The organism is Microbacterium sp. Mcb102, assembly GCF_024519805.1.
Taxonomy (GTDB): domain Bacteria; phylum Actinomycetota; class Actinomycetes; order Actinomycetales; family Microbacteriaceae; genus Microbacterium.
In genome coordinates this window covers 173,715-198,658 of the sequence record NZ_JALJRG010000003.1, presented here as the reverse complement: position 1 = coordinate 198,658, position 24,944 = coordinate 173,715, and the positions used below count along the sequence as shown (strand labels likewise).

Sequence of the window (24,944 nt, the reverse complement as noted above, 5' to 3'; positions counted from 1 at the left end):
ACAGAATCCACGCAAATCGGTTGATAGACGGAGCCTACCGAGCGGCAGGACAATGATCCAGCCGCACACGAAACCCCGGTGTGCGCTCTCTTGGAAGGTCCACCGATGCCTGTCGCCGCCGACACCACCATTCCCCGTACCGAAGACGTCGCCGCCCTCGTGCAGCGCTGGCTCGTCGAGAGCGAGACCCACCCCGTCGAGCCGGCCGCGCAGCGCCTGTCGGAGGTGCTCAAGGACCCGAACGGGCTCGCGTTCACGGTCGGCTTCGTCGACGGCGTGATGCGTCCGGAAGACCTGCGCGTGGCGGGTCGCAAGCTCGCCGAGATCTCGGAGATCACCCCGACCCTCCTGCCCGGCTACCTGCGGGCCGCGATCAAGACCGGCGGCTTCTGGGCGCCGAAGCTCCCCGGTGTCGTCGTGCCGATCTCGCGCCGCGTGCTGCGGGCCATGGTCGGGCACCTCGTGCTCGATGCCACCCCGGCCAAGCTCGGCCCGGCCATCGCGAAGCTCCGCAAGAGCGGCAACCGCCTCAACCTCAACCTGCTCGGCGAGGCCGTGCTCGGCGAGCGCGAGGCCGGGCACCGCCTGCAGGGCACGCGCGACTTCCTGGCCCGCGACGACGTCGACTACGTCTCGATCAAGGTCTCCAGCGTCGTGAGCCAGTTGTCGATGTGGTCGTTCGACGAGGCCGTTGCGGATGTCGTCGAGAAGCTGACCCCGCTCTACGAACTCGCCGCGAAGGCCGAGGCCCAGGGCAAGGCCAAGTTCATCAACCTCGACATGGAGGAGTACCGCGACCTCGACCTGACGATCGCGGCCTTCACGAGCATCCTCGACCAGCCGGGGCTGGCGAACCTCGAGGCCGGCATCGTGCTGCAGGCCTACCTGCCCGACGCCCTCGGCGCCATGCAGCACCTGCAGGAGTGGGCCACGGCCCGTCGCGCGAAGGGGGGAGCGCCGATCAAGGTGCGTGTCGTCAAGGGCGCGAACCTCGCGATGGAAGAAGTGGATGCGGCGATCCACGGCTGGCCGCTCGCGACCTACGGCACCAAGCAGGACTCCGACACCAACTACAAGCGGGTGCTCGACTGGGCGATGACCCCCGAGCGACTGGATGCCGTGCGCATCGGCGTCGCGGGCCACAACCTGTTCGACATCGCCTACACCTGGCTGCTCGCGCAGGCTCGCGGGGTCGCTGACCCTGACAGCGCCGACCCGCTCGTCGAATACGAGATGCTGCTGGGCATGGCGACCGGCCAGGCCGAGGCCGTCCGCAAGGACGTCGGCCGCCTGCTGCTCTACACACCGGTCGTCAACCCGGCCGAGTTCGACGTGGCGATCGCGTACCTGGTGCGCCGTCTCGAGGAGAACGCCAGCCCCGAGAACTTCATGTCGGCAGTGTTCGAGCTGGCCTCGAACCCGACGCTCCTCACCCGGGAGCGGGAGCGCTTCGAGCGCTCGCTGGCCGCGCTCGCGACCGACGAGCCGGCGTTCGTCCCGGCAACCCACCGCGTGCAGGACCGTACCGCGGAAGCTCCCGCCGGCACGACCGTGGGCTTCGAGAACCAGGCCGACACCGACCCGGCCATCGCCGCGAATCGTGCGTGGGGTCGCGAGATCCTCGGCCGTTCGGTCGGGTCGAGGCTGGGCCTCGACACCATCGCGATCGCCAAGGTCGAGACGGATGCCGAGCTTGACGGCATCTTCGACGCCGCGACCGCGGCCGCTGAGAAGTGGGCCGCCCTGCCCGCCGCCGACCGCGCCGCCGTGCTGCACCGTGCCGGAGACGAGCTCGCCGCGCGCCGTGGACAGCTCATCGAGATCATGGCCCATGAGGCGGGCAAGACCATCGCCGAGTCCGACCCCGAGATCAGCGAGGCCATCGACTTCGCGCACTACTACGCCGAGCGCGCCAAGGATCTTGAGACGATCTCGGGTGCCGAGTTCGTGCCCTCGAAAGTCACCGTGGTCACGCCGCCGTGGAACTTCCCGGTCGCGATCCCCGCGGGTGGCGTGCTCGCCGGCCTGGCCTCGGGATCTGCCGTGATCATCAAGCCGGCCAAGCTCACGCAGCGCTGCGGTGCCGTGATGGTCGAGGCGCTGTGGGCCGCCGGCGTGCCGCGCGACCTGCTCGCGCTCGTCGACCTCGCCTCCCGCGACCTGGGCACGCGCCTCGTCGCCGGGCCCGCGGTGGACCGTGTGATCCTCACGGGTGCGTACGAGACGGCTCAGCTGTTCCGCTCGTTCCGCTCCGACCTGCCGCTGCTCGCCGAGACCAGTGGCAAGAACGCGATCATCGTCACCCCCTCCGCCGACCTCGACCTCGCGGCCGCCGATGTGGCCCGCAGCGCGTTCGGTCACGCCGGGCAGAAGTGCTCCGCCGCATCGCTGGCGATCCTCGTGGGATCGGTCGCCGACTCCAAGCGGTTCGAGCGTCAGCTGGTGGATGCCGTGACCTCGATGCGCGTCGGACTGCCCGACGACCCGGCTACGCAGATGGGCCCGATCATCGAGCCCGCGAACGGCAAGCTCCTCACCGCGCTCACGAAGCTGGAGAAGGGCGAGCGCTGGCTCGTGAAGCCGCGCAAGCTCGACGACGAGGGGAAGCAGTGGACTCCTGGCGTCAAGACCGGCGTGCGTGAGGGCTCCTACTTCCACCTGACCGAGTTCTTCGGCCCGGTGCTCGGCATCATGCACGCCAAGGACCTGGACGAGGCCCTGCGCCTGCAGAACGCGGTCGACTACGGCCTGACCGCCGGCATCCACTCGCTCGATTCCGATGAGGTCGCCACCTGGCTCGACCGCGTCGAGGCAGGCAACCTGTACGTGAACCGCGGCATCACCGGGGCGATCGTGCAGCGTCAGCCGTTCGGCGGCTGGAAGCGCTCGGCCGTCGGCGCCGGCGCGAAGGCCGGCGGGCCGAACTACCTCTTCGGCCTCGGCGAGTGGACCCCTGCTGAGCTTCCGGCGGTCGCGCCCGGTGCTGCCGTCGTCCCCGCGGTCGGCGCGCTGCTCGACGCGGCGGGTGCCGAGCTCGACGCCGTCGAGGCGGACTGGCTGCAGCGGGCCGCGGCATCCGACGAGCGCGCCTGGGTCGACGAGTTCGGTGCGGTGAGCGACAAGTCCGGTCTCGGGGTCGAGCGCAACCTCTTCCGCTACCGTCCGGTCGCGGTCGACGTGCGCATCGCCGAGAACGCCCCGCTGGTCGACGGCATCCGCGTGCTCGCCGCCGCCCTGCGCAGCGGCAGCCCGTTCACGGTGTCGGCTCCGGCCCTGCCCTCGCGCATCGAGAAGGCGCTTCGTGCGCACGGCGTCACCGTCAAGCACGAGTCGGATGCGGCATGGACCAAGCGCTACGCGAAGGCGGCGGACTCGTGGCACCGCGTGCGTCTGGTCGGCGGCGACGCCGCAGCACTGCACGAGGCGCTCGACGGCAGCCCCGACGTGGCGGTCTGGTCGCACGCCGTGACCGGTGCCGGCCGCGTCGAGATGCTGCCGTTCCTGCACGAGCAGGCCGTGTCGATCACGAACCACCGCTTCGGCAACCCGACCACGCTCGCCGACGGCGTGATCTGACCCGGGGCTGACCCGCAGCACAACAGAGACGCACAACAGAGAAGCCCCCTGCCCCGCGCGTTGCGGAGCAGGGGGCTTTCTTCGGTTGCGCAGTCTCAGGCGCGCAGTGCGTCCCTGAGCTTGACCCGCGAACCCATGCGCAGCAGCGAGTTCTCGTAGATCTTCGCGCCGATGGCGATCGCGGCCACGCAGCTCGCGAGCAGGATCGCCAGGCTCAGCAGCGGCTCCCACCACTGCGCTTCGCCGACGAACAGGCGCATCGGCATTCCGACCGGGGCCGAGAACGGCACGTACGACATGATCGTCAGCACCAGCGGGTTGTCGTTGAACACGATGACCAGGATGTACGGCGCCATGATCAGCATCGTGATCGGCGTGGTCGTCGACCCGATGTCTTCCTGGCGGGAGACCATCGACGCGGCGGCCGCGAACATCGCCGCCAGCAGGATGAAGCCGAACAGGAAGAACACGGCGAACCAGATGATCGGCGCTCCGAGAGTCGTGAGCACCTCGCGTTGACCGGTGACGATCAGCCCGATCGTGGCGACGGCCGCGAGGGCGAGGATCTGCCCCATCGCGAGCACCGTGTTGCCGATGACCTTGCCGGCCAGCAGTGTGCGCGCCGGGATCGCCGACAGCAGCACCTCGACCACGCGGGTCTGCTTCTCTTCCACGACGCTCTGCGCGATCGTCCCGCCGAAAGTCGCGGCGGCCATCATGAACACGAGACCGAACGCGATCGCGATGAAGTACCGCAGCAGCGGGTTCGTCGTGACCGGCTCGAGGATCACGACGTCGGGCGACTGGGACAGCGCCGAGACGAGCGAGCTCGGCGCATCCTGCAGCGCGATGATCGTGTACCCCGAGGGCCCGTCGCCGGGCAGCACCGCGGCGTCGACCTTGTCGTCGCGCACGAGTTCCTCGGCGGCGGCCTGGTCGGCCACCTCGGTGACTTCGAAGCCCGGGATGGCGGATACGGCGGCGGCGGTCTCCGCGGTCGCGGCGATCGGCGTCGTCTCGGTGTTCTTGCTCGCGAAGCCGCCGAGGATGATGCCGGCGAGGGCGAGCACCAGCAGGATGCCGGTCGAGATCAGGAAGGCCTTGCTGCGCAGCTTCGATCCGATCTCGCGCTCGGCGACGAGCCAGATGCCGTTGGTGCTGCGGACGGGGGCAGGGGTGCTCACTGGATGACCTCCTTGAAGATCTGGGCGAGGGACGGATGCTTCGGCGCGAAGCTCGCGACGTCGCCGCGCTGCACGGCGGAGTGCAGCACCCGCTGCGCCGTCTCAGGGCCGTCGGCGTCGAACAGGGCATAGCCGCCCTCGAAGTCGACGACCGTCACACCGGGCTCGGTGCGCAGCCATCCGGCGTCTCCGGCGGAGACGAGTTCGTAGCGGTCGCGGGCGTGCTCGGCGCGCAGCGCATCGCGCGAGCCCGAGGCGCGGATCGTGCCGCCGGCGAGGATGACGAGGTCGTCGCACAGGCGCTCGACCACATCGAGCTGGTGGGAGGAGAACAGGATCGATGCGCCCTTCGCGGCGCTGGACTGCAGCACGCCGGCGACCACATCGACCGCGAGCGGGTCGAGGCCGGAGAACGGCTCGTCGAGGATCAGCACCTCGGGGTCGTGCACGAGCGAGGCAGCGATCTGCGCACGCTGCTGGTTACCGAGCGACAGCGACTCGATCGTGTCATTCAGCCGTTCGCCGAGGCCGAGCTCGGTGAGGAGTTCGGTCGCCCGGTCGGTCGCATCCTGCTTGCCGAAACCGTGCAGGCGGGCGAGGTACACGATCTGCTCGAGCACCTTCATCTTCGGGTAGAGGCCACGTTCCTCGGGCATGTAACCGAAGCGCCGGCGGTCCTCGGCGGTGAGCGGTGCGCCATCGAGTGCGACGCTGCCGCCGTCGGAGGACAGCAGCCCCAGGACGATGCGCATGGTGGTGGTCTTGCCGGCGCCGTTGCCGCCGACGAAGCCCGTCAAGCGGCCCGGGGCCACCGTGAAGGACACGTCGTCGAGCACGCGCCGAGAGCCGTAGCTCTTGGTGATGCCGGAGAGTTCGAGCATTCCTGTCGTCATACCTTCACGCTACGGAGCGCAGGTGTCCCGGGGCATCCCCCCTGTGACGGACCCGCGCCCGTCCACCCCGTCCGCCCCGCGGCTGACCTCGCATCTCCCGCCCCGCCCCACCCCGCCCCGCCCCACCCCCCGCTTCCGGCGCCGAGTGCACGGGATGCTGCCGAATGCACGGCTTATGCGCGTGAAGAAGCCGTGCGTTCGACGGGAAGCCGTGCGCTCGGCGACGGGGAGCGGGAGAGGGAGCGGGAGGGAGAGAGGGAGGGGGAGAGGGAGGAGCGTCAGCGACGACCGGTGTGCAGCACCGTGCGCACGACGAGACCGGCGACGAGGGCCCAGAATGCGGCGCTGACACCGAGGACGGCGATGCCGGATGCCGCGACCAGGAAGGTGACGACCGCGGGGATCCGTTCGCCCGGATCGTCGATGGCCTGCTGCACGGATGAGCCGAACGCGGCGAACAGCGCGAGGCCGGCGACCGCGGGGATCACGGCGGCGGGCGCGAGCACCACGAGAGCGGCGAAGGCAGCGGAGAACACCGCGAGCACCAGGTACGACGCCCCGGTCGAGACGCCGGCGACCCACCGTCGCTTCGGGTCGGGGTCGGCATCCGGTGAGGCGGCGAGGGCCGCGCTGATCGCTGCGAGGTTGATGGCATGACCGCCCGCCGTCGCCCCGAGCGCGGTGCCGAGGCCGGTGACGAGCATGGCCGGACGCCACGGCACCTCGTAGCCGAAGCTGCGCATGATCGCGATGCCCGGGACGTTCTGCGAGGCCATCGTCACGATGAACAGCGGCAGCGCGAGGCCGACCAGCGCGCCCACCGTGAAAGTCGGGGCCGTGAACTCGAGCCGGGGCAGCAGCACGGCGGGGTCGAAGGGTGACCCGCCGTCCACCACGGAAGCGCCGATCAGGGAGACCGCGACCACGACGGCAGCCGCGACGAACGCGAGCGGAACCGCCCACCGCGGCGCGAGCCGGGCGAACACCAGCCAGGTGAGCACGACCGGGATGACGCCCCAGGGGTTCGCGACGATGCCCGTGATCGGCGCCAGGCACAGCGGGAGCAGCACGCCGGCCAGCATCGCCTGCGCGATCGACGGCGGGATGCGGGCGATGAGAGCTCCGAGTGCCGGCCACAGCGCCGTGAGCAGGATGAGTGCGGCGGCCACGAGGAAGGCCCCGACCGCCGCCGGCCAGCCGCCCTCGACGGTGCCCGTCGCCACCAGCAACGCGGCACCGGGAGTGGACCACGCGACCGTGATCGGCATCCGATACCGCCACGCGAGCACGACGCACGCGAGGCCCATCATCAGGCTCACGGCGAGCAGTCCGCTCGCCGCTTGGGCCGCATCCGCCCCGACCGCATCCAGACCCGTCAGCACGACCGCGAACGAGCTGGTGAATCCGACGAGTGCCGTCACCACCCCCGCCAGGATCGGGCGGGACAGGGGTGCGGTTTCGGGCATGGCTCCGAGGTTATCGCGGAGCGTCGGTGTACCGGGCGCCTACGCGAGGCCCATGCGGTGCGCGAGCACGACGGCCTGCACGCGATCACGGGCCCCGAGCTTCTGCAGGATGCGCGAGACGTGCGTCTTGACCGTGGCCTCGCCGATGTACAGCGCGCGTGCGATCTCGGCATTGCTCCGCGCATCGGCGAGCAGTGTCAGCACCTCCGCCTCGCGGTCGGTGAGCGGCTCGATGAGCGTGATCTTCGGGGTCGCGCCGCTGTCGATCGGAACAGCCGTGCGTGTCGGTGCGGGGGCCGCAGCGAACCGCGCGAGGACTCGCCGGGTCACCTCGGGGGCGAGCATCCCGTCGCCGGCAGCCAGAGCGCGGACGGCGGCGATCAGGTCTTCGGCGCCGGCGTTCTTGAGCAGGAACCCGCTGGCTCCGGCATCCAGCGCCTGATACAGGTAGTCGTCCCTGTCGAAGGTCGTGACGATCGCGATGGCGGCTTCGACCGCGGGGTCGGCGACGATGCGACGGGTCGCCTCTATGCCGTCCATGTCGGGCATCTGCACGTCCATCGTGATCACGTCGGGGCGGAGCGCGGATGCCTGTGCCACGGCGTCTGCTCCCGATGAGGCTTCGCCGACCACCGTGATGTCGGGCTGGGTGTCGAGGATGGTGCGGAAGCCGGCGCGCAGCAGCGCGTGGTCGTCGACCAGCAGCACCCGGATCGGGTCGCTCATCGCCCTGCCCCCGAACTTGCCGGGGTCGGGAGAGGTACGCGGGCACGCACACGCATCCCGCCCAGCGGCCGCGACGTCACCTCGAGCGTGCCTCCGGACGCGGCGGCGCGCTCCCGCATGCCCAGCTGGCCGAGCCCCGGGCGGAGTTGGGTGATCGCGCGTCCGGTGTTGACGATCTCGAGTTCGACGCCGTCGTCGTCGTACCGCACGCGGACGTCGGCGGTCGCTCCGCTGCCGGCGTGACGGCGGGCGTTCGTGAGCGACTCCTGGGCGATGCGGTACAGGTTCACCGCGACCAGTGACGGCACGGGCACGGGTTCGCCGATCACCGTGTAGTCCGTGGGCAGCCCGGCCTCGGTCGACGCCTCCACGAGCTCGGCGATGTCGTCCAGGGCAAGGGTGGATGCCGCATCCGTCGTCTCGCCGCCCGGTGTGCGCAGAGTCTCCAACAACTGGCGCAGCTCATGGATCGCGTCGCGCGCCGAGCCCTCGACGCCGGAGAGGATGCGGGCGGCTTCCGCGGGATCGCGCTCGAGCACGAGACGCGCGGCGCCGGCTTGCACGCCCATCACCGACACGTGGTGGGCGACGACGTCGTGCAGCTCGCGGGCGATGCGCACCCGGTCGAGGGCGACGGCCTGCGCCGCGGTGACCTCGCGCTCGCGCTCCAGTTCGACGGTGCGCTGCTCGAGCACCGCCAGCTGCGCAGCTGCCGCCCAGGAGCGCTCGCCGAAGTAGTAGGCACCGCCGAAGTAGAGCACATTCAGCAGCAGCTGGATGAGCATGAAGGCGACGTACGGCGACATGGCTCCGGCGGCGACATCGGCCTTGTCGGCCTCGCTGATCGCGTCGCGGTACATCGTGATGATCAGCCACACGAACATGCCGACGATGATCCCGACCCGCACCAGCATCGCACGACGACGGTCGTTCATCCACGCGCCGACCGTGTACAGCGTGAGGAACATCACGATGTTGCCGACGTAGATCTCGGGGACGCGGATGGTGACGGCCGTGAAATAGGCCGCGGCCACGATCACGGCGGCGGTCCCGGGCCAGCGGCGGCGGAACGCCAGGGGAGCGGTGGCGACGACGGCGTAGACGAGCGCCCACCACAGGGGTGCCTGCTCGTCGCCGTAGATCTCCGCGATCGAGGAGAGCCCCGCGCTCAGCACCGCGCCGACGAACATGACGGCGGCGAGGATGACATCGGCTCGTCGTTCGCGCTCGGTCGGCGTGCGGGTGAACGCAGGGGGAGGCATCCCTCCACCGTAGAGCGACGACCGCCTCCCGGCATCCCCCGAGCGGCGGATCGGAGAGGGGCTGGTAGGCGAGATTCGCTTGTTATTGACTGACTGACATGAGCGCTGACAAGACCGAAGACGCATCCGGCCGCATCCTGATCGACCTCTTCATGACCCTCGACGGCGTCGCGCAGGGACCGGGCGGCGTCGGCGAAGACACGTCGGGTGGTTTCCGCTTCAGCGGCTGGCAGGCGGGATACCCGTCACCCGGTATGGGCGCCGAGGTGGACGACGGGATGCGGGGCCTCGATGCTCTGCTGCTCGGTCGCCGGACGTACGACATCTTCGCGTCGTACTGGCCGCAGCACACCGATGGCCCCGAGGGGCACATCGGCAGGCTGTTCGACCGCGTCCCGAAGTATGTGGCGACGAGGGATGCCGATCTCGCGCTCGACTGGCAGAGCAGCACCCGGGTGGGGGCCGATCTGGCGGCGGAGGTCGCGGCGCTGCGGGCCGCTCATCGCGAGGTGCACGTGATCGGCAGCACCGACTTCGTGCACACGCTGCTCGCCGAGGGGCTGTTCGACGAGCTGAACCTCTGGGTGTATCCGATCCTGCTCGGCGCGGGCAAGAAGGTCTTCGACGACAACGCCCTACCGTCGGTGCTGCGGCTCATCGAGCCTCCGATCACGGACGAGGCCGGCGTGATGTTCCTCCGCTACGGCCGCACCGACCGCGTGCCGGAGGTCGGTACGTTCGGGTGATCACGGTCGCTGCGACCTGAGCGTGCCGCGTCAGCCGAGCAGTCGCTCGATCACCTGCGCCACGCCGTCGTCGTCGTTCGAGGCGGTCGTCTCGTCGGCCGCGTCCTGAACCACGGGCTCCGCATGGGCCATGGCGACGCCGCGCCCGGCCCAGCGCAGCATCTCGACGTCGTTGAGCGCATCGCCGAACGCGACGACGTCGGCGCGGTCGATGCCGAGGTGCTCGCACAGACGGGCGAGGCCGGTGGCCTTCGTGACGCCCTCGGCCATCACCTCGACGAACGGAGCGCCCGACAGGGTCGCCTCGAACCCGGTCAGCCCGAGGTTGCGCAGCGTGTCGAAGAGAGCGGCAGGGGCGAGTTCCGGATGCCGGATGACGAGCTTCAGGCTCGGCGCCGCGAGCACGTGCTCGAGCGGCACGCCACCCATCGTTCGAGGGTCGCGCTTGTGGTCGGAGAGTTGGGCGATCTCGGCGTAGCCGTCCTGCGCCACGAAGGTCTCGCCGGCCTCCCGCACACTCGCGAACAGCAGGCCCGGGATGCTGGCGCGCAGCGCCTCGACCAGCGTGCGGATCGTGTCCGGTGGAAGCTCTTCGGCGAACAGCATCCGCCCGTCGCCCAGACGCACGGCATAGGCGCCGTTGCTGCACAGCGCCCAGCCGTCGAAACCCGCACCGGCCGCGATCGCCCGCAGTCCGATCGGCTGGCGTGCGGTGACGGGAATGACGTGGATGCCGCGTTCGCGAGCCGCGTCGAGCGCAGCGCGGGTGCGCGGCGTGACCGCGGATGAGGAGTCGAGCAGCGTGCCGTCGAGATCGGTGGCGATCAGCCGCACGGTCACGGAAGCAGCCGTCAGGAGAAGATCATCGGAAGGTCGTCGTCTTCTGCAGACCCGCCGAAATCGAGGTCGACGACCACAGGCACGTGATCGCTGGGCTGCTCGCCCTTGCGCTCGTTCCGGTGGATCGATGCGCCGGTCACCGCCTCGGCGAGCGTGCGCGAACCCAGGACGAAGTCGATGCGGATTCCCTCGTTGCGCGGGAACTTCAGGCGCTGGTAGTCCCAGTAGGTGAATCCCTCCGGCAGCAGCGGGCGCACCACGTCGGTGACCCCGGCATCGGCGAAGGCGAAGAACGCATCGCGCTCGGGCTGTGAGACATGCGTCGACCGACCGACGACGATGTCGGGATCGCCGTTGTCGTGGTCGAACGGGATGATGTTGAAGTCGCCGACCAGAGCGAGCGGCAGGTCGGGGTTCGCCGAGAGCTCGGCCGCCGTCGACTTCTTCAGCTGCTCCAGCCAGTGCAGCTTGTAGAGGTAGTGCGGGTCGTCGAGCGAACGGCCGTTCGGCACGTACAGGCTCCACACCCGAACCCCGTCGACCATCACGCCGAGCGCGCGGGCCTCGAGCGGAGCATCCGGTCCCTCATGTCCCTTCGCGAACCCCGGCATCCCGTCGAACGCCGTGCGCACGTCGGTGATCGGCAGGCGGCTCGCGATCGCGACGCCGTTCCACTGGTTCAGGCCGTGCACCTCGACGTGGTACCCGGCCTCTTCGAACGGTCCGTAGGGGAACTGCTCGGGCTTGCACTTGATCTCCTGCATCGCCAGCACGTCGATGTCTTCACGGACGGCGAACTCGACGGTGCGGGTGACGCGGGTGCGGATGGAGTTGACGTTCCAGGTAGCCAAGCGCATGCATCCAGCCTAGAGCCCACCTCCTACACTGGATGCCGTGACCGCACTCGACGCAGACCGCCAGACCCTCCTCGACCTCATCAAGGATGAGGCGGTGTTCCACGGCGACTTCACCCTCTCCAGCGGCAAGAAGGCGACGTACTACGTCGACATGCGCAAGCTCACGCTCGACCACAGGGCGGCTCCCGCGATCGGCCGCATCATGCTCGACCTGATCGGCGACCTCGACGTCGTGGCCGTCGGCGGGCTGACCCTCGGCGCCGACCCGATCGCCAACTCCGTGCTGCACGCATCCGTCGCCACCGATCGCCCGCTCGACGCGTTCGTGGTGCGCAAGGAGCCGAAGGACCACGGCCGCGGCCGCCAGATCGAAGGGGCCGACGTCAAGGGCAAGCGGGTCGTCGTGCTCGAAGACACTTCGACCACCGGCCAGTCGGCGCTCAAGGCCGTCGAAGCTCTGCGCAAGGAAGGCGCCGAGATCGTCGCCGTCGCCGTGATCGTCGACCGCAAGACCGGCGCGCAGGCCGCCATCGAAGCCGAGGGGCTCGAATGGCGCGCCGCCTTCGACCTCGACGACCTCGGGCTCGACCCCCAGTGACGCGCTACGCACTGGCCGTCGACGTCGGCGGCACGAAGATGGAGGCCGCGCTCGTCGCGGAGGACGGTGTGCTCGTGGCGGGCAGCCGCAGCCGGCAGGCGACCGGGCGCGAAGCCACGGTCGAGTCGTTGAACGCCGCCGTCGTCGCGATCGTCGAGCACGCGCTCGCCGCCCTGCCCACGGATGCCGAGCTCGTCGGCGCGGGCGCGGGGAGCGCCGGCCCCGTCGACCGGACGCTCGGCACGATCATGCCGGTCAACATGCCGCTCGCGCGCGGCTTCGCGCTCGCTGAGGCGGTTCGCGCCGCAGCATCCACGGTCATGGGGCGCGACGTGCGCACCGTCCTCGGCCACGATGGCGGTGCACTCGCGCTCGCCGAATCCTGGCTCGGAGCGACGCAGGGTGCCGGTGCCTCGCTGTCGATCGTCGTCTCGACCGGTGTCGGCGGCGGCTTCGTCGCGAACGGTGCGTACATCCCCGGTGCGACAGGCAACGCCGGACACCTCGGACAGGTGCGCCGTGAGGGCGGGCTGACCCTCGAGGAGATCGCCTCCGGGCCGGCGAGTGCGTCCTGGGCGCAGGAGCAGGGCTGGACCGGCACCACGGGCGAAGACCTCGCGCGCGACGCAGCGGCCGGCGACACCGTCGCTCGCTCGGCGATCGAGCGCTCGGCCCGAGCGGTGGGAGAGGCGCTGGCGGACGCCGCGACCCTGGTCGACCTCGACGTGGTCGCCATCGGCGGCGGTTTCTCGCGGGTGTCTGCGGACTACATCGACCTCGTGCAGCAGGCCCTCACCGCCAGCGCCGTGCACGAATACTCCCGGCGCACCCGCGTGGTGCGCTCGGGGCTGGCCGACGAGGGGCCCCTCATCGGCGCCGCCGCCCTCGTGCTGCGGTAGGCCCGTCGGGGAGGGCCGTGCCGGAACGCTGCTCAGCGGCTCGCCATGAGCAGGTGCCGTGGCGGTCCTTCGAGGCGCGCCACCGAGATCTTCAGGTCGGTGACGTCGGCGGCGACCGCGTCGATCCGAGAGCTGAGCTTCTCGTCGACCGCATCGATGCGGGTGCTGAGTTTCTCGTCGACGGCGTCGATGCGGTCGTCGATGCGGCGAATCATCCACGCGCCGGCGGCGAAAAGGCTCGCGCCGAGGGTGAGCACGATGCCGATCGCGCTGATGACGATCGTCCAGGTCTCCGTGGTCACGGTGTCATCCTCTTCCCGCGGTGATGAGATGCCGCGGCGGGCCTTCGAGCCGGGCGACGGAGATCTTCAGGTCGGTGACGTCGGCGGCAACCGCATCGATCCGGGTGCTGAGTTTCTCGTCGACGGCGTCGATGCGGTCGTCGATGCGGTGGATCATCCACGCGCCGGCGGCGAAGAGGCTGGCGCCGAGGGTGAGCACGATGCCGATCGCGCTGATGACGATGGTGAGGGTCTCCGTGGTCACGAGGTCATCCTCTTCCCGCGGTGATGAGGTGCCGCGGCGGGCCTTCGAGGCGGGCGACGGAGATCTTCAGGTCGGTGACGTCAGCGGCGATCGCGTCGATGTGGTCGTCGAAGCGGCGGATCATCCAGGCGCTGGCGGCGAAGAGGCTGGTGCCCAGGGTGAGTACGACGCCGACGGCGCTGATGATGATCGCGAGGACTTCAGTGGACAACGGGGCTCCCCTTGACGCGGGCGGGTTCAGAATCGACGTTACGCGGCATCTGCCGAGGCGACCTGCGGTATTCCGGCATCCGTGGAAAGGTCTTCGATACCCGGAAAGGGGGAGGGGAAGTCAGTCGGTCGTCGGTGCCGTGACGCGGGATCGCGCCGCGATCAGCACCAGCACCGGCACGAGCGCACAGAGGGCAGCAGACACGAAGAACGTCGTGCTCGATGCCGGGTCGCGGCCGACCAGCAGGATCAGCGTGGGGACGAACGTGCCGCCGACCGCGCCGCAGGCCACGAGCGCACCGGTCACGGCAGCGCTGCGAGCCGGATCGAGGCGGTCGAGGGCGAGCCCCAGGATGAGTCCGTAGCTGGGAGCGAGGAGCACGACCACCGCGGCCAACGCGATGAGTGCGCCCACCGGCGCGGACCTCACGAGCATCCCGGCCGCGGCCATCAGGACGGCCGCTCCGCTCGTCGCGGTGGCGAGGATCACGATCGGCGAGACGGAGGCCCGACGCAGGGCCGCCGCGCCGAAGCGTCCGATGGCCATCAGGGTCCAGAACGCCGAGGTTCCGAGCGCGGCGAGAGCCGGATCGACATCGAGGATCCGCTCCGGGATCACGGCCGACCAGCCCGACAGCACGGTCTCGACGCCGACGTAGAGCGGCAGCGCCGCCGCGAACGGCAGCAGCACGAGGAGCCCGCGCACGTCGCGATGCGCAGGAGCTTCGGCAAGGGAGGCCGCAGGAGTCGGGCCGGCGAGCATCACGATCGTGACGAGGGGCACCACCGCGAGGATGCCGAGAGCCGGGCGCACGTCCGACCCGAGGGCGACGAGCAGCGGCGTGACGGCAGCGCACACCGCGACCGTCCCCAGCAGTGCGCTCAGCAGTCCCGTCGCGCTGCCGACAGCCAGGGACTTCGCCGCCACCGAGCCCGAGGCCTCGACCAGCCCGAACCCGAAACCGGCGACGATCGCCGCGGCGATGAACACCCCGGGCGTGCTCGCGACGGCCACAGCGATGATGGCGGCAGCCTGAAGCGCGCTGCCGAGGATGAGCGTGGTCTGGGGCGGTCGGCGGATCAGGAGCGGACCGGAGACCAGCACGCCCACCAGCAGCCCCGCGAACAGGGCGGGCACGGCGGCGCTGAGGTCGGCCCCGATCGCCCCCTCGGCGCGGGGGAGTATCGCCGGGACGAAGGCCGCCGTGACGCCGAGCCCCGCGAATGCGGTGAACAGCCCCGCCCGTGCGCGCCCCGCGTTCGTCACGCCCCAGCCGCCCGCACGCGGTGCACGGCGGCGAACGTGTCGCGCAGCGCCTCCATCGAGCGGTCGTAGTTCGACTGGGCGACGCCGATGAAGATGCAGTCGACCACCATGAGCTGCGCGATCCGGCTGCCGAGTGCACCCGAGCGGAACCCCGTCTCGCGGGCGGCCGTCGTGAGCACGATGTCGGCCTGATCGGCCAGCGGTGCCCCGGCGTGGTTCGTGATCGCGATGGTCGTGGCGCCTGCCCGACGGGCGAGCAGGAGGAACTCGATCGTGTCGGTGGTGGCACCGCTGTGCGACACCGCGATCGCGACGTTCCCCGGTCCGAGGGTCGCCGCCGAGGTCCAAGCGGCATGCGGGTCGGACCAGTCGAGGGCCGTGCGACCGATACGGGTGAGCTTGCGCTGCAGGTCGAGCCCGACGATGGAACTCGCGCCCACGCCGAAGATGTCGACCCTGGTCGACGACGTGATGGCTTCCACCGAGGCGCGCAACGATTCGGTGTCGAGTACCTTCGCGGTGTCGGCGAGGGAGAGCGTCTCGGCGAGCGAGACCTTGGCGACGATGTCGGCCAGGGTGTCGTTGCGGTCGATGTCGCCGGAGACGGCGGGGAGGGCTGCCGTGTCGAAGGTCTCCCGTTCCACATCGCGCAGGACGTGGTTGCGCAGCTCCCGCACGTGCTCGTAGCCGAGCCGCTTGCAGAATCGCACGACCGACGTGGTGGAGGTGTCGCAGCGCTGCGCGAGCTCGGCGACCGAGAGTCCCGCGGTGCCCGCGGGATCGGCGAGGAAGAGGTCGGCGATGCGCTGCTCGCTCGGACGCAGCTCGGGACGGATCGCGCGCATGCGGACGAGGACGGGGTGTGCGCCGGCTTCTTCGCGGGCAGCTTCATTGGACATGGCGGTCTCCGATCGCTGTTCATAACAGTAGAGGAACTTCTGTTACATCTGTAGTGACCTTCGTGTACTTTTGGTACCAACCAAGACCGACGACGTTCACGGGGCGGCAGGCAACAGCGCCTGACCCGACGCCACGGCGACGCGTCCCAGCCAGGAGGAATCTGCAATGAGCACAGCACGGCGAGCGTCATTCGGCGCTCTCACCGCCACGGCCGCCGCATTGGCGCTCGTGATCACCGGTTGTTCCGCACCGGCATCGAACTCCGAGTCCTCTGAGGGCGCGGCGGGCGGCGACCTCGTCATCGGCGTCACCAGCGACCCGGACACCCTGTTCCCGTGGAAGGCGACGCAGTTCCAGGCCGTCAATGTGCTGCAGAACCTGTACGGCACGCTGACCGAGTTCGACGAGGACCTCAACGTCGTCCCCGGCCTCGCCGAGTCCTGGGACGTCTCCGACGACGGCCTCACCGTGACCTTCCACCTGCGGGAGGGCGTCACCTTCGCCGACGGCACCACGTTCGGCTCCGAAGACGTCAAGTACTCGCTCGACGCGATCGCCGCCGAGGCCACCGCCGCCGTCGCGAGCAGCTCTCTCGCCTCCGTCACCGCGGTCGAGGCCACGGACGAGACGACCGTCACCCTCACTCTGAGCGCTCCCGACGCCGCTCTCCCCGCCAACCTCGCCGTGATCAACATGGCCATGCTGTCGTCCGACGACACCGAAGAGGCGCTCAACACGACCCCGAACGGCACCGGCCCCTTCATCCTCGACGGCCGCAAGGCCAGCCAGTCGATCACGCTCGCCAAGAACGAGGACTACTGGGGCGACGCGGCACTGCTCGACACCGTCGAGTTCCGGGTGATCCCCGACGAGTCGTCGATCGTCTCGGCGATGCAGTCCGGCAACGTGCAGCTCGCGGTGTTCGACGACCCGCTGGTCGCGCAGACCGCCGAGGGCGCCAACGTCGAGGTCGCCACGACCCCGCAGCTGAGCTACCACGCCCTGCAGCTGAACGCCACGCGCGGCGACCTCGCCGACGTCAACGTGCGCCTCGCGATCCAGTGCGCGATCGACCGCCAGGAGGTGCTCGACACCGCCGCCCTCGGCGAGGGCGAGGTCACCGGCCCGATCACCTCTCCGGCGTACAAGTCCGACCCCGAGGCGCGTCCGTGCCCCGAGCGCGACCTCGACAAGGCCGCCGATTACCTCAAGAAGGCGGGCAAGGAAGACGGCGTCACCATCAAGACGATCGTCTCGCAGGGCGAGTACGCCACCTCGGTGAACGAGGCGCAGAACCTCAAGGCCCAGCTGGCCGATGCGAAGATCACGCTCGACATCGAGGTCCTCGAATCCGGCGCGTTCGTCGACCGCTGGATCGCGGCCGACTTCGACGCCGCTGTCGCGCTCAACGGCGGTCGTCCCGACCCCGACGGCATGTACGGCCGCTACTTCACCAGCACCGGAAACCTGAACAAGGTCGCCGGCTACTCCTCGCCCGAGCTCGACGCGCTGTTCGCCGAGGGACGCCAGACGGCCGACCCGGAGAAGCGCAAGGACATCTACGCGCAGGTCTCCGAGAACCTCGAGGACAACGCCGCGTGGATCTGGCTGTTCACGAGCTACACCTACACGGCGACGGCCTCGACCGTCGACGGCTTCGTCCCCATGGTGAACGGCTCGCTGCAGTACCTGCGGACCACCTCCATCAAGTAGCGGATCGAGGGGGCGCGGCAGGCCCGCGCCCCCTCCCTCCCCGACGACAGGCACCCCCACACGCGCATGTTCAGACAGATCCTCCGCAACAGCGTGCTGCGACGCATCCTCGCAGCCCTCGGCACGCTCCTCGGCGTCGCCATCTTCGTCTTCCTGATGTTGCGCGCCATCCCCGGCGACCAGATCAGCTCCGGCCTCGGCACCGAGGCGGCCGCGCTCACGCCTTCGCAGCGCGCGGCCCTCGAGGCCTACTACGGCCTGGACCAGCCGCTCTTCGTGCAGTTCTTCTCGTGGCTCGGCAACATCTTCACCGGCAACCTCGGCTTCTCGTCCCGGGCGCAGACCAGCGTCCTCGAGCTCACCGCCGCCGCCCTCCCCGTCACGTTCGAGCTCGCGATCTTCTCGATCGTGATCGCCCTCGCCATCGGCATCCCGCTCGGCATGCTCTCGGCGTCGAAGCCCGACTCGGTCCGCGACGGCTTCGGCCAGGTGGTCGGTCTCGCCGGACTATCCATCCCCGCGTTCCTGCTCGGCACCGCACTGCTGGCGGTGCTCGCCTCGTCGTTCGGCTTCAACCCCAACGGCCAGGCTTACGCCACGCTCTTCGAGGACCCGCTGCTCAACCTCCAGCAGATGCTGCTGCCGTCGATCGTGCTGGGCTTCGGCATCGCCGCGCCGATCATGCGCACGACCCGCACCGCGGTGCTCGAGATCCGCGCCAACGACTTCATCCGCACCGCGAAGGCGAAGGGCGTCCCGCCCCGCCGCCTGCAGGTGCGCCACGTGCTCGGCAATGCGCTCGTCCCGATCGTCACGATGACCGGCCTGCAGTTCGGCTACCTCCTCGGCGGCGCCGTGGTGGTGGAGCAGATCTTCTCGCTCCCCGGCATCGGACGACAGGTGCTGCTCGGCATCCAGCAGAAGGAGTACGCGCTCGTGCAGAGCACCGTCCTCGTGATCGCGCTCGCCTTCGTCATCGTCAACCTGCTCACCGACCTGCTCTACCGGGTCATCGATCCTCGGGTGCGTGCCGCATGACCGACATCTCTCAGACCTCGGCCCTCGCCCCCGGCGGCGGGCGCACCGGGGAGCGCGTGCGCCTCCTGCTGCGCAGCCGCAGCGGGCTCACCGGCCTCATCATCGTCGTGCTGCTCGCGGTGCTCAGCCTCGTCTCGGCGTTCGGGCTGCTGCCCTTCGACCCGCTCGCCCAGGACCCGCCCTCGCGCCTGCAGCCGCCATCGGCCGTGCACTGGTTCGGGACGGACCAGTTCGGTCGCGACGTGTTCTCCCGCGTCGCCGCAGGAGTCGCGAACTCGGCGCTGATCTCGGTCGTCGCGGTCGCGTTCGCCACCGTGGTCGGCACCGTGTGCGGACTCATCGCCGGCTTCTACCGCGGCTTCTCCGACGGCGCGATCACGGCCGTCACCAACGTGCTGTTCGCCTTCCCGCCGCTGCTGCTCGCCCTGTCGCTGGCGTCGGTGTTCGAGCGCAACTGGTTCACCATCGCCGTGGCCATCGCGATCGTCTACGTGCCGATCTTCATCCGCGTGACCCGAGGCCCCGTGCTCTCGCTGCGCGAGGTCGAATACGTCAAGGCCGCCAAGAGCACGGGGCAGAGCCGCATGGCGACGATGTTCAGGCACGTGCTGCCGAACATCACGTCGATCATCATCGTGCAGGTCACGCTCTCGCTGTCCTGGGCCGTGCTCACCGAGGCCTCGCTGAGCTTCCTCGGGCTCGGCACCCCGCCGCCCGCACCCTCGCTCGGTTCGATGATCTTCGAGGCGCGCACGCTCGTCACGATCGCCCCGTGGACGATGATCGCGCCCGGTGTGATCGTGGTGCTGCTCGTGGTCGGGCTGAACCTGCTCGGCGACGGCCTCCGCGACAGTCTCGACCCCCGGAACAGAGGAAAGCGATGACCACGGAGGACCTCGGCGGACTCGCCACGGAGGCCAGCGATCCCCGCTACGCGGAGCTCGACCTGATGAGCGTGGCGGAACTCGCGCAGACCATGAACGAGGCGGATGCCACGGTGCCGGTTGCCGTGCAGCGCGCCCTCGGACAGATCGTCCCCGCGATCGAGGCCACGGCCGCCCGCATGGCGCAGGGCGGTCGCCTGGTCTACGTCGGCGCCGGAACCCCCGGCCGTATCGGCGTGCTCGACGCCTCGGAGTGCCCGCCCACCTTCAGCACTCCGCCCGAACTGGTGTTCGCGATCATGGCCGGAGGGCCCGGTGCGATCGTGAACCCCGTCGAAGGCGCGGAGGACGACGCGGAGGCGGGGGCTGCGGCCATCGACGCCGCCGGCATCGGCCCGCTCGACACCGTGATCGGGATCGCCTCCAGCGGACGCACGCCGTACGTGATCGCGGCAGTGCGCCGGGCACGCGAGCGCGGGGCGCTCAGCATCGGCCTTTCGTGCAACGTCGACACCGCGCTGAGTGCCGCCGCCGAACACGGCATCGAGGTCGAGGTCGGTCCGGAGGTGCTCTCCGGCTCCACCCGTCTCAAGTCGGGTACCGCGCAGAAGCTCGTGCTCAACATGTTCTCGACCATCTCGATGGTCCGGAACGGCAAGGCCTACGGCAACCTGATGGTGGATGTGAAGGCCACCAACCACAAGCTGCGCGAGCGGGCGATCCGGATGGTGCAGACCATCGCGGGCGTCGACCGTGACGCCGCGGTGGCTGCGCTGGAGACCGCCGCCTACGACGTGAAGCTCGCGTCGATCATGATCCGCCGCGGCGAGGACCTCGCCGCGGCCACCGCACGACTGGGCGCCGCCGACGGACGGCTGCGCACCGCACTGGAGGAGAACTGATGCGCGTCCTCGGACTGATCTCCGGCACCTCGCACGACGGGATCGATGCCGCCGTCGTCGACTTCACGACCAGCGGTGGCTTCACCGCGCACGGTGTGGATCTGCACGGCACGGTGCTCGCGGCGACGAGCGTGCCTTACGCCCCCGAACTGCGGGCGCGACTGATCGCTGCCCTGCCGCCCGCCCAGACGACCCTCGCCGAGGTGGCCGAGCTCGACACGCTGATCGGACAGGCGTTCGCCGAGGTCGCGGCCGACATCGCGGCCGAGGTCGGCGGCGTCGACGCGGTGTGCTCGCACGGACAGACCGTGTACCACTGGGTCGACGGCGCGCACGCGCTGGGCACCCTGCAGATCGGGCAGCCGGCCTGGATCGCCGAGAAGGTCGGCGCCCCGGTGGTCTCCGACATCCGCATCCGCGACATCACGGTCGGCGGTCACGGCGCCCCGCTGGTGTCCTTCCTCGACGAGCTGCTGCTGCGCTCGCGCGCCGGTGTCTCCGCCGCCCTCAACCTGGGCGGCATCTCGAACATGACCGTGGTGCGCCAGGACGGCCTCGTCGCCTACGACATCGGCCCGGCGAACGCCCTGGTCGACGCGGTCATCGTGCAGCACGGCCTCAACCCGCTCGGCTACGACGACGACGCCGCGATCGCCCGCACCGGACAGGTCGACGATGCGCTGCTGGCAGCCCTGCTCGAAGACCCGTACTACGCCCTCACCCCGCCCAAGAGCACGGGCAAGGAGCACTTCCACCTCGGCTACGTGCACGAGCACCTCGCCGCACAGGGGCGGGAGATCTCCGTCGCCGATGTGGTGCGCACCCTGACCGAGCTCACGGTCCGCACTGTGGCGCGCGACGTGGGGGCCGCCGGCATCGGGTTCCTCGCCGTGTCGGGCGGCGGATGCCGCAACCCGCTGATCCTCGACGGACTGCGCGCCGCGTTGCCGGCGACCGAGGTCGTGCTCGCCGACGAGCTGGGTGCCGCGGCCGACAGCAAGGAGGCGATCCTCCTCGCCCTCATCGGCTGGTCCACGATGCACGGCGTTCCCGCGATCGTGCCCGGCGGCACCGGTGCGCGCGAGCCGCGGATCCTGGGCACCATCACGCCGGGCGTCGGCCCGCTGCAGATGCCCGAGCCCGTCGCCTCCATCGACTCCCTCGTGCTCGCGGAGGCCTCGGCATCGTGAACCTCCAGGTGCGCCCCGCCACCCCGGACGACCTGTCCGGGGTGCTCGAGGTGTTCCTCGCGTGCTGGCGGGAGAGCTACCGGGGTCTGCTCCCCGACGCGGCGATCGACGCGATGACGGATGAGCGGGCCGAGGCGCTGTGGCGCCGGGTGCTCGCCGATCCGGTGGGCGTCGTGCTCGTCGCCGAGCGCGACGGTGAGATCGTCGGGATCACCCGGTATGCCGCGACTCCCGGCGATGGCGACCGGGTCGACGGCGCGGTGCACTCGCTGTACGTCTCGCCGCGGGCCCACGGGGGCGGGATCGGCGGCGCGCTGCTGACTCAGGCGACGGCGGAGCTGCAGGATGCCGGGGCCGAGGCCGCGACACTGTGGGTGTTCGCGGCGAATGCCCCGTCGATCGGCTTCTACGAGGCCAAGGGGTGGCGCGCCGACGGAGCCACCCGCACCCAGCCGGAGTTCGGTGAGCCCGAGCAGCGCATGCGCAGGGAGTGGACATGACCGCCGCCGCAGCCGTCGCCGCCGTCCTCGCCGTGGACTCCGCGCCGCGCGGCGCCGTCGCGGGTGTCGTCACCGATGCCGGGCGCGACATCGCCGCGGGCGGCCTGGCCGATCTCGCCGGAACGCCGATGACCACCGAGACCGCGTTCGACATCGCCTCGGTGTCGAAGGTCGCCGCGACCACGACCGCGATCCTGCGACTCGTCAGCCGTGGTGAGGTGGGCTTCGACGATCCGGTCGACCGCTTCGTCCCCGGCACGTCCTGTGCGCCGGGAACGACCGTGCGTCACCTGCTGCAGCACCGCGCGGGTCTGTGGGAGTGGCAGCCGCTCTACCTCGATCACGCACACGCCGCCGACCCCGCGGCCGCGGCCGACGCGATCCCGCTCCGCTACGGCCTCGACGAGGGCCGTCACTACTCCGACCTCGGATTCCTGCTCCTCGGCCGCATCATCGCCGCCGTCACCGGGCTGCCCCTGGACGCCGCCGTCCGCGAGCTCGTTACCGTACCCCTCGGGCTCGACCGCACCGGATACGGCCCGGTCACCGCGCCCGTCGCCTCGTCGTCGGTCGGTGACGCCGCCGAACGCCGCATGGTCGCGACCGGTGAGCCCTATCCGATCCTCGCCGCCGACCGCACATTCGCCTGGCGCGAGGGCGAGATCACAGGCAGCGTGAACGACGGCAACAGCTTCCACGCCGCCGGTGGCATCTCTGGCCACGCCGGACTCTTCAGCACCGCCGACGACCTGCTCATCCTGGGTGCCGCGCTCGCCGCTCCCGAACGGCATCCCGAGCTGTGGCATCCGGATGCGACAGCCGACCTGTTCCGCGACGGACCCGACGCCGGGCAGGCGCTTGGCTGGCGCAGCGACACGGTCGCGGTCGGCGGCCGACCGACCCGGATGCTCTGGCACCCGGGCTTCACGGGCTGCGCGCTGGGATTGGTGCCGGGCACCGGCACCGCCGCGGTCCTGTTGAGCAACCGCCTCTTCGCCCCCGAACCCGCGCCGACCGAGGCGCTGTGGCGCACGGCGCTCCCCGCACTCCTGGGTGACAACGATCTGGGCGGCAACGACCTGGACGACAACGAAGGAACGAGAACACCATGAGCACCACCGAGCCCGTGCTGAGCATCAGCGGCCTCGCCGTCGCCTTCCGAACCGGTTCCGAGCTGGTCACCGCCATCAGCGACATCAGCATCGACGTCGCCGCCGGTGAGACCGTCGCGATCGTCGGGGAGTCCGGGTCGGGCAAGTCGACCACCGCCGCCGCGGTCAACCGTCTGCTGCCCGAGAACGGGGTGATCACCGCCGGCAGCATCCGCTTCGACGGGCGCGAGCTGACCGATCTGCCCGAGAACGCGATGGTCTCCCTGCGCGGTGCCGGGATCGGCCTCGTGCCGCAGGACCCGATGTCGAACCTCAACCCGCTCATGCGCGTGGGCGAGCAGATCGGCGAGGCGCTCGAGGTGCACGGCCACACCCACGGCGATGCCACGAAGGCGCGGGTCGTCGAGCTGCTCGAGATGGTGGGGATCGCGGATGCCGCGCAGCGGGCGCACCAGTACCCGCACGAGTTCTCGGGCGGTATGCGCCAGCGCGTGCTGATCGCGATGGGGCTCGCCTGCAAGCCGCGCCTGCTGATCGCCGACGAGCCCACCTCGGCCCTTGACGTGACCGTGCAGCGGCGCATCCTGGACCAGCTCGATGCGCTCACCGATGACCTCGGCACCGCCGTGTTCCTCATCACGCACGACCTGGCCCTCGCCGCCGAGCGCGCCGACCGCATCGTCGTGATGTTCCGCGGTCACATCGTGGAGGAGGGCACCTCGGCCGAGGTGCTCGGCAACCCGCAGCACGAGTACACGAAGCAGCTGCTCGCCGCGGCACCGAGCCTCGCCTCCCGCCGCGAAGCCCTGCCGCAGCGCGAGGCCGCCGCCGGGACGCCGTTCGTCGAGATCCGCGACCTCCGCAAGGAGTTCGCCCTCCGGTCTCCCAAGGCGGGCGAGCCCGAGACGTTCACCGCGGTCGACGGGGTGAGCTTCGAGATCCGTCGCGGCACGACCGTCTCGATCGTGGGCGAGTCCGGCTCGGGCAAGTCGACCACCGCGAACATGGTGCTCGGACTAGAGGACGCGACGTCGGGCTCGATCCTGTTCGACGGGCTCGACCTGACCACGCTCCGCCGCAAAAAGCTGTTCGCGCTGCGCCGCCGTGTGCAGCCGGTGTTCCAGAACCCCTACGCCTCGCTCGACCCCCGCTACACGGTCGAGCAGTCGATCGCCGAGCCGCTGCGGGTGCACCGCATCGGCACCGCGGCCACCCGTCACGCCCGCGTGCTCGAGCTGCTGGAGCAGGTCGCCCTGCCCGCGGCGATGGCCGAGCGCCTGCCGCATGAGCTGTCGGGCGGTCAGCGCCAGCGCGTCGCGATCGCCCGGGCGCTCGCGCTCGAACCCGAACTCGTGGTGCTCGACGAGGCCGTGTCGGCGCTCGACGTGCTCGTGCAGGCGCAGATCCTCGACCTGCTCGCCGACCTGCAGAAGCGCCTGGGCCTGAGCTACCTGTTCATCAGCCACGACCTCGCGGTCGTGCGGATGATCTCCGACGAGGTGCATGTCATGCAGCGCGGCGTCGTGGTCGAGAGCGGCACCCCCGAGCGCATCTTCGACGACCCGCAGCATCCCTACACCCGCGAGCTCCTCGCTGCGATCCCGGGGGCGACGCTGGCCTCCTGATCAGGAGCGG

The 24,944-nt window shown here is 70.4% G+C and carries 24 protein-coding genes; 12 read left to right on the top strand and 12 right to left on the bottom strand.

The annotated features are described in order from the left end of the window. Positions 1-105: 105 nt before the first annotated feature. The gene (locus OC372_RS09905) at positions 106-3,576 is read left to right on the top strand and encodes a bifunctional proline dehydrogenase/L-glutamate gamma-semialdehyde dehydrogenase (RefSeq protein ID WP_262001738.1); all 3,471 of its coding nucleotides are present in this window, start codon (positions 106-108) and stop codon (positions 3,574-3,576) included. Between the two features lie 95 nt (positions 3,577-3,671). On the opposite strand, the gene OC372_RS09900 is transcribed toward OC372_RS09905, so the two are convergent. The 5 genes from OC372_RS09900 to OC372_RS09880 all read right to left on the bottom strand — a co-directional run bounded on the left by OC372_RS09900 (position 3,672) and on the right by OC372_RS09880 (position 9,107). Then, positions 3,672-4,760 carry an ABC transporter permease gene (locus OC372_RS09900; protein WP_262001736.1) on the bottom strand — a complete coding sequence of 363 codons (1,089 nt, stop codon included), beginning with the start codon at positions 4,758-4,760 and terminating at the stop codon, positions 3,672-3,674. Continuing rightward, complete coding sequence (locus tag OC372_RS09895) at positions 4,757-5,641, bottom strand: ABC transporter ATP-binding protein (RefSeq protein ID WP_262002101.1); 885 nt, start codon at positions 5,639-5,641, stop codon at positions 4,757-4,759. Before OC372_RS09895 ends, OC372_RS09900 begins: the two co-directional genes overlap by 4 nt. Positions 5,642-5,931: 290 nt before the next feature. Continuing rightward, entirely contained in the window at positions 5,932-7,119 is a 1,188-nt protein-coding gene (locus tag OC372_RS09890; protein ID WP_262001735.1) for a benzoate/H(+) symporter BenE family transporter, read from the bottom strand. Between the two features lie 39 nt (positions 7,120-7,158). Then, the gene (locus OC372_RS09885; RefSeq protein ID WP_262001733.1) at positions 7,159-7,845 is read right to left on the bottom strand and encodes a response regulator; all 687 of its coding nucleotides are present in this window, start codon (positions 7,843-7,845) and stop codon (positions 7,159-7,161) included. After that, positions 7,842-9,107, bottom strand: coding sequence for a sensor histidine kinase (locus OC372_RS09880; protein WP_262001731.1), 1,266 nt, complete (start codon positions 9,105-9,107; stop codon positions 7,842-7,844). Before OC372_RS09880 ends, OC372_RS09885 begins: the two co-directional genes overlap by 4 nt. Positions 9,108-9,205: 98 nt before the next feature. Here OC372_RS09880 and OC372_RS09875 point away from each other — a divergent pair, with 98 nt between their 5' ends. After that, positions 9,206-9,853 carry a dihydrofolate reductase family protein gene (locus tag OC372_RS09875; RefSeq protein ID WP_262001729.1) on the top strand — a complete coding sequence of 216 codons (648 nt, stop codon included), beginning with the start codon at positions 9,206-9,208 and terminating at the stop codon, positions 9,851-9,853. Between the two features lie 30 nt (positions 9,854-9,883). Here OC372_RS09875 and OC372_RS09870 read toward each other — a convergent pair whose 3' ends face one another. Both OC372_RS09870 and OC372_RS09865 read right to left on the bottom strand, forming a co-directional pair. After that, entirely contained in the window at positions 9,884-10,693 is an 810-nt protein-coding gene (locus OC372_RS09870) for an HAD family hydrolase (protein ID WP_262001727.1), read from the bottom strand. 11 nt (positions 10,694-10,704) lie between these two features. Next, on the bottom strand, positions 10,705-11,550 hold the full coding sequence (locus tag OC372_RS09865; protein WP_262001726.1) for an exodeoxyribonuclease III: 846 nt from the start codon (positions 11,548-11,550) through the stop codon (positions 10,705-10,707). Positions 11,551-11,587: 37 nt separating this feature from the next. Between OC372_RS09865 and pyrE the strand changes: the two genes are divergently transcribed. Together pyrE and OC372_RS09855 are read left to right on the top strand one after the other, a co-directional pair. Next, on the top strand, positions 11,588-12,148 hold the full coding sequence (gene pyrE / locus OC372_RS09860) for an orotate phosphoribosyltransferase (protein ID WP_029262822.1): 561 nt from the start codon (positions 11,588-11,590) through the stop codon (positions 12,146-12,148). Continuing rightward, complete coding sequence (locus OC372_RS09855; RefSeq protein WP_262001723.1) at positions 12,145-13,047, top strand: ROK family protein; 903 nt, start codon at positions 12,145-12,147, stop codon at positions 13,045-13,047. The genes pyrE and OC372_RS09855 overlap by 4 nt, the downstream gene beginning before the upstream one ends. A gap of 32 nt (positions 13,048-13,079) precedes the next feature. Here the strand turns inward: OC372_RS09855 and OC372_RS09850 are convergent, their stop codons facing one another. The 5 genes from OC372_RS09850 to OC372_RS09830 form a co-directional block, all read right to left on the bottom strand. After that, positions 13,080-13,349, bottom strand: coding sequence for a hypothetical protein (locus tag OC372_RS09850; protein ID WP_262001721.1), 270 nt, complete (start codon positions 13,347-13,349; stop codon positions 13,080-13,082). Between the two features lie 4 nt (positions 13,350-13,353). Beyond that, the gene (locus OC372_RS09845; protein WP_105711194.1) at positions 13,354-13,593 is read right to left on the bottom strand and encodes a hypothetical protein; all 240 of its coding nucleotides are present in this window, start codon (positions 13,591-13,593) and stop codon (positions 13,354-13,356) included. Positions 13,594-13,597: 4 nt separating this feature from the next. Continuing rightward, a complete protein-coding gene (locus OC372_RS09840; protein ID WP_262001719.1) occupies positions 13,598-13,804 on the bottom strand; it encodes a hypothetical protein in 207 nt (68 codons plus the stop codon). Positions 13,805-13,924: 120 nt separating this feature from the next. After that, entirely contained in the window at positions 13,925-15,070 is a 1,146-nt protein-coding gene (locus tag OC372_RS09835) for an MFS transporter (RefSeq protein ID WP_262001717.1), read from the bottom strand. Continuing rightward, entirely contained in the window at positions 15,067-15,969 is a 903-nt protein-coding gene (locus tag OC372_RS09830) for a MurR/RpiR family transcriptional regulator (protein ID WP_029261268.1), read from the bottom strand. The genes OC372_RS09835 and OC372_RS09830 overlap by 4 nt, the downstream gene beginning before the upstream one ends. Positions 15,970-16,135: 166 nt before the next feature. Here OC372_RS09830 and OC372_RS09825 point away from each other — a divergent pair, with 166 nt between their 5' ends. From OC372_RS09825 to OC372_RS09790, 8 genes are all read left to right on the top strand, one after another. Then, entirely contained in the window at positions 16,136-17,683 is a 1,548-nt protein-coding gene (locus OC372_RS09825; RefSeq protein WP_262001716.1) for an ABC transporter substrate-binding protein, read from the top strand. 66 nt (positions 17,684-17,749) lie between these two features. Then, entirely contained in the window at positions 17,750-18,721 is a 972-nt protein-coding gene (locus OC372_RS09820) for an ABC transporter permease (protein ID WP_262001715.1), read from the top strand. Next, on the top strand, positions 18,718-19,605 hold the full coding sequence (locus OC372_RS09815) for an ABC transporter permease (RefSeq protein WP_091031742.1): 888 nt from the start codon (positions 18,718-18,720) through the stop codon (positions 19,603-19,605). Before OC372_RS09820 ends, OC372_RS09815 begins: the two co-directional genes overlap by 4 nt. Beyond that, positions 19,602-20,507, top strand: coding sequence for an N-acetylmuramic acid 6-phosphate etherase (murQ, locus tag OC372_RS09810; RefSeq protein WP_262001714.1), 906 nt, complete (start codon positions 19,602-19,604; stop codon positions 20,505-20,507). The genes OC372_RS09815 and murQ overlap by 4 nt, the downstream gene beginning before the upstream one ends. Continuing rightward, a complete protein-coding gene (locus tag OC372_RS09805; protein ID WP_262001713.1) occupies positions 20,507-21,697 on the top strand; it encodes an anhydro-N-acetylmuramic acid kinase in 1,191 nt (396 codons plus the stop codon). The genes murQ and OC372_RS09805 overlap by 1 nt, the downstream gene beginning before the upstream one ends. Continuing rightward, on the top strand, positions 21,694-22,197 hold the full coding sequence (locus OC372_RS09800) for a GNAT family N-acetyltransferase (protein ID WP_262001712.1): 504 nt from the start codon (positions 21,694-21,696) through the stop codon (positions 22,195-22,197). The genes OC372_RS09805 and OC372_RS09800 overlap by 4 nt, the downstream gene beginning before the upstream one ends. Beyond that, on the top strand, positions 22,194-23,309 hold the full coding sequence (locus OC372_RS09795; protein ID WP_262001711.1) for a serine hydrolase domain-containing protein: 1,116 nt from the start codon (positions 22,194-22,196) through the stop codon (positions 23,307-23,309). The genes OC372_RS09800 and OC372_RS09795 overlap by 4 nt, the downstream gene beginning before the upstream one ends. Beyond that, positions 23,306-24,934 (top strand): ABC transporter ATP-binding protein, encoded by a 1,629-nt coding sequence (locus OC372_RS09790; RefSeq protein ID WP_262001710.1) that lies wholly within the window; start codon positions 23,306-23,308, stop codon positions 24,932-24,934. The genes OC372_RS09795 and OC372_RS09790 overlap by 4 nt, the downstream gene beginning before the upstream one ends. Positions 24,935-24,944: the final 10 nt, after the last annotated feature.

Coding starts and splice junctions, on each gene's coding strand:
- OC372_RS09905 (WP_262001738.1), top strand. CDS start 106: ATGCCTGTCGCCGCCGACACCACCATTCCCCGTACCGAAGACGTCGCC.
- OC372_RS09895 (WP_262002101.1), bottom strand. CDS start 5,641: ATGCTCGAACTCTCCGGCATCACCAAGAGCTACGGCTCTCGGCGCGTG.
- OC372_RS09890 (WP_262001735.1), bottom strand. CDS start 7,119: ATGCCCGAAACCGCACCCCTGTCCCGCCCGATCCTGGCGGGGGTGGTG.
- OC372_RS09885 (WP_262001733.1), bottom strand. CDS start 7,845: ATGAGCGACCCGATCCGGGTGCTGCTGGTCGACGACCACGCGCTGCTG.
- OC372_RS09880 (WP_262001731.1), bottom strand. CDS start 9,107: ATGCCTCCCCCTGCGTTCACCCGCACGCCGACCGAGCGCGAACGACGA.
- OC372_RS09875 (WP_262001729.1), top strand. CDS start 9,206: ATGAGCGCTGACAAGACCGAAGACGCATCCGGCCGCATCCTGATCGAC.
- OC372_RS09865 (WP_262001726.1), bottom strand. CDS start 11,550: ATGCGCTTGGCTACCTGGAACGTCAACTCCATCCGCACCCGCGTCACC.
- OC372_RS09830 (WP_029261268.1), bottom strand. CDS start 15,969: ATGTCCAATGAAGCTGCCCGCGAAGAAGCCGGCGCACACCCCGTCCTC.
- OC372_RS09825 (WP_262001716.1), top strand. CDS start 16,136: ATGAGCACAGCACGGCGAGCGTCATTCGGCGCTCTCACCGCCACGGCC.
- OC372_RS09820 (WP_262001715.1), top strand. CDS start 17,750: ATGTTCAGACAGATCCTCCGCAACAGCGTGCTGCGACGCATCCTCGCA.
- OC372_RS09815 (WP_091031742.1), top strand. CDS start 18,718: ATGACCGACATCTCTCAGACCTCGGCCCTCGCCCCCGGCGGCGGGCGC.
- murQ (WP_262001714.1), top strand. CDS start 19,602: ATGACCACGGAGGACCTCGGCGGACTCGCCACGGAGGCCAGCGATCCC.
- OC372_RS09805 (WP_262001713.1), top strand. CDS start 20,507: ATGCGCGTCCTCGGACTGATCTCCGGCACCTCGCACGACGGGATCGAT.
- OC372_RS09795 (WP_262001711.1), top strand. CDS start 22,194: ATGACCGCCGCCGCAGCCGTCGCCGCCGTCCTCGCCGTGGACTCCGCG.
- OC372_RS09790 (WP_262001710.1), top strand. CDS start 23,306: ATGAGCACCACCGAGCCCGTGCTGAGCATCAGCGGCCTCGCCGTCGCC.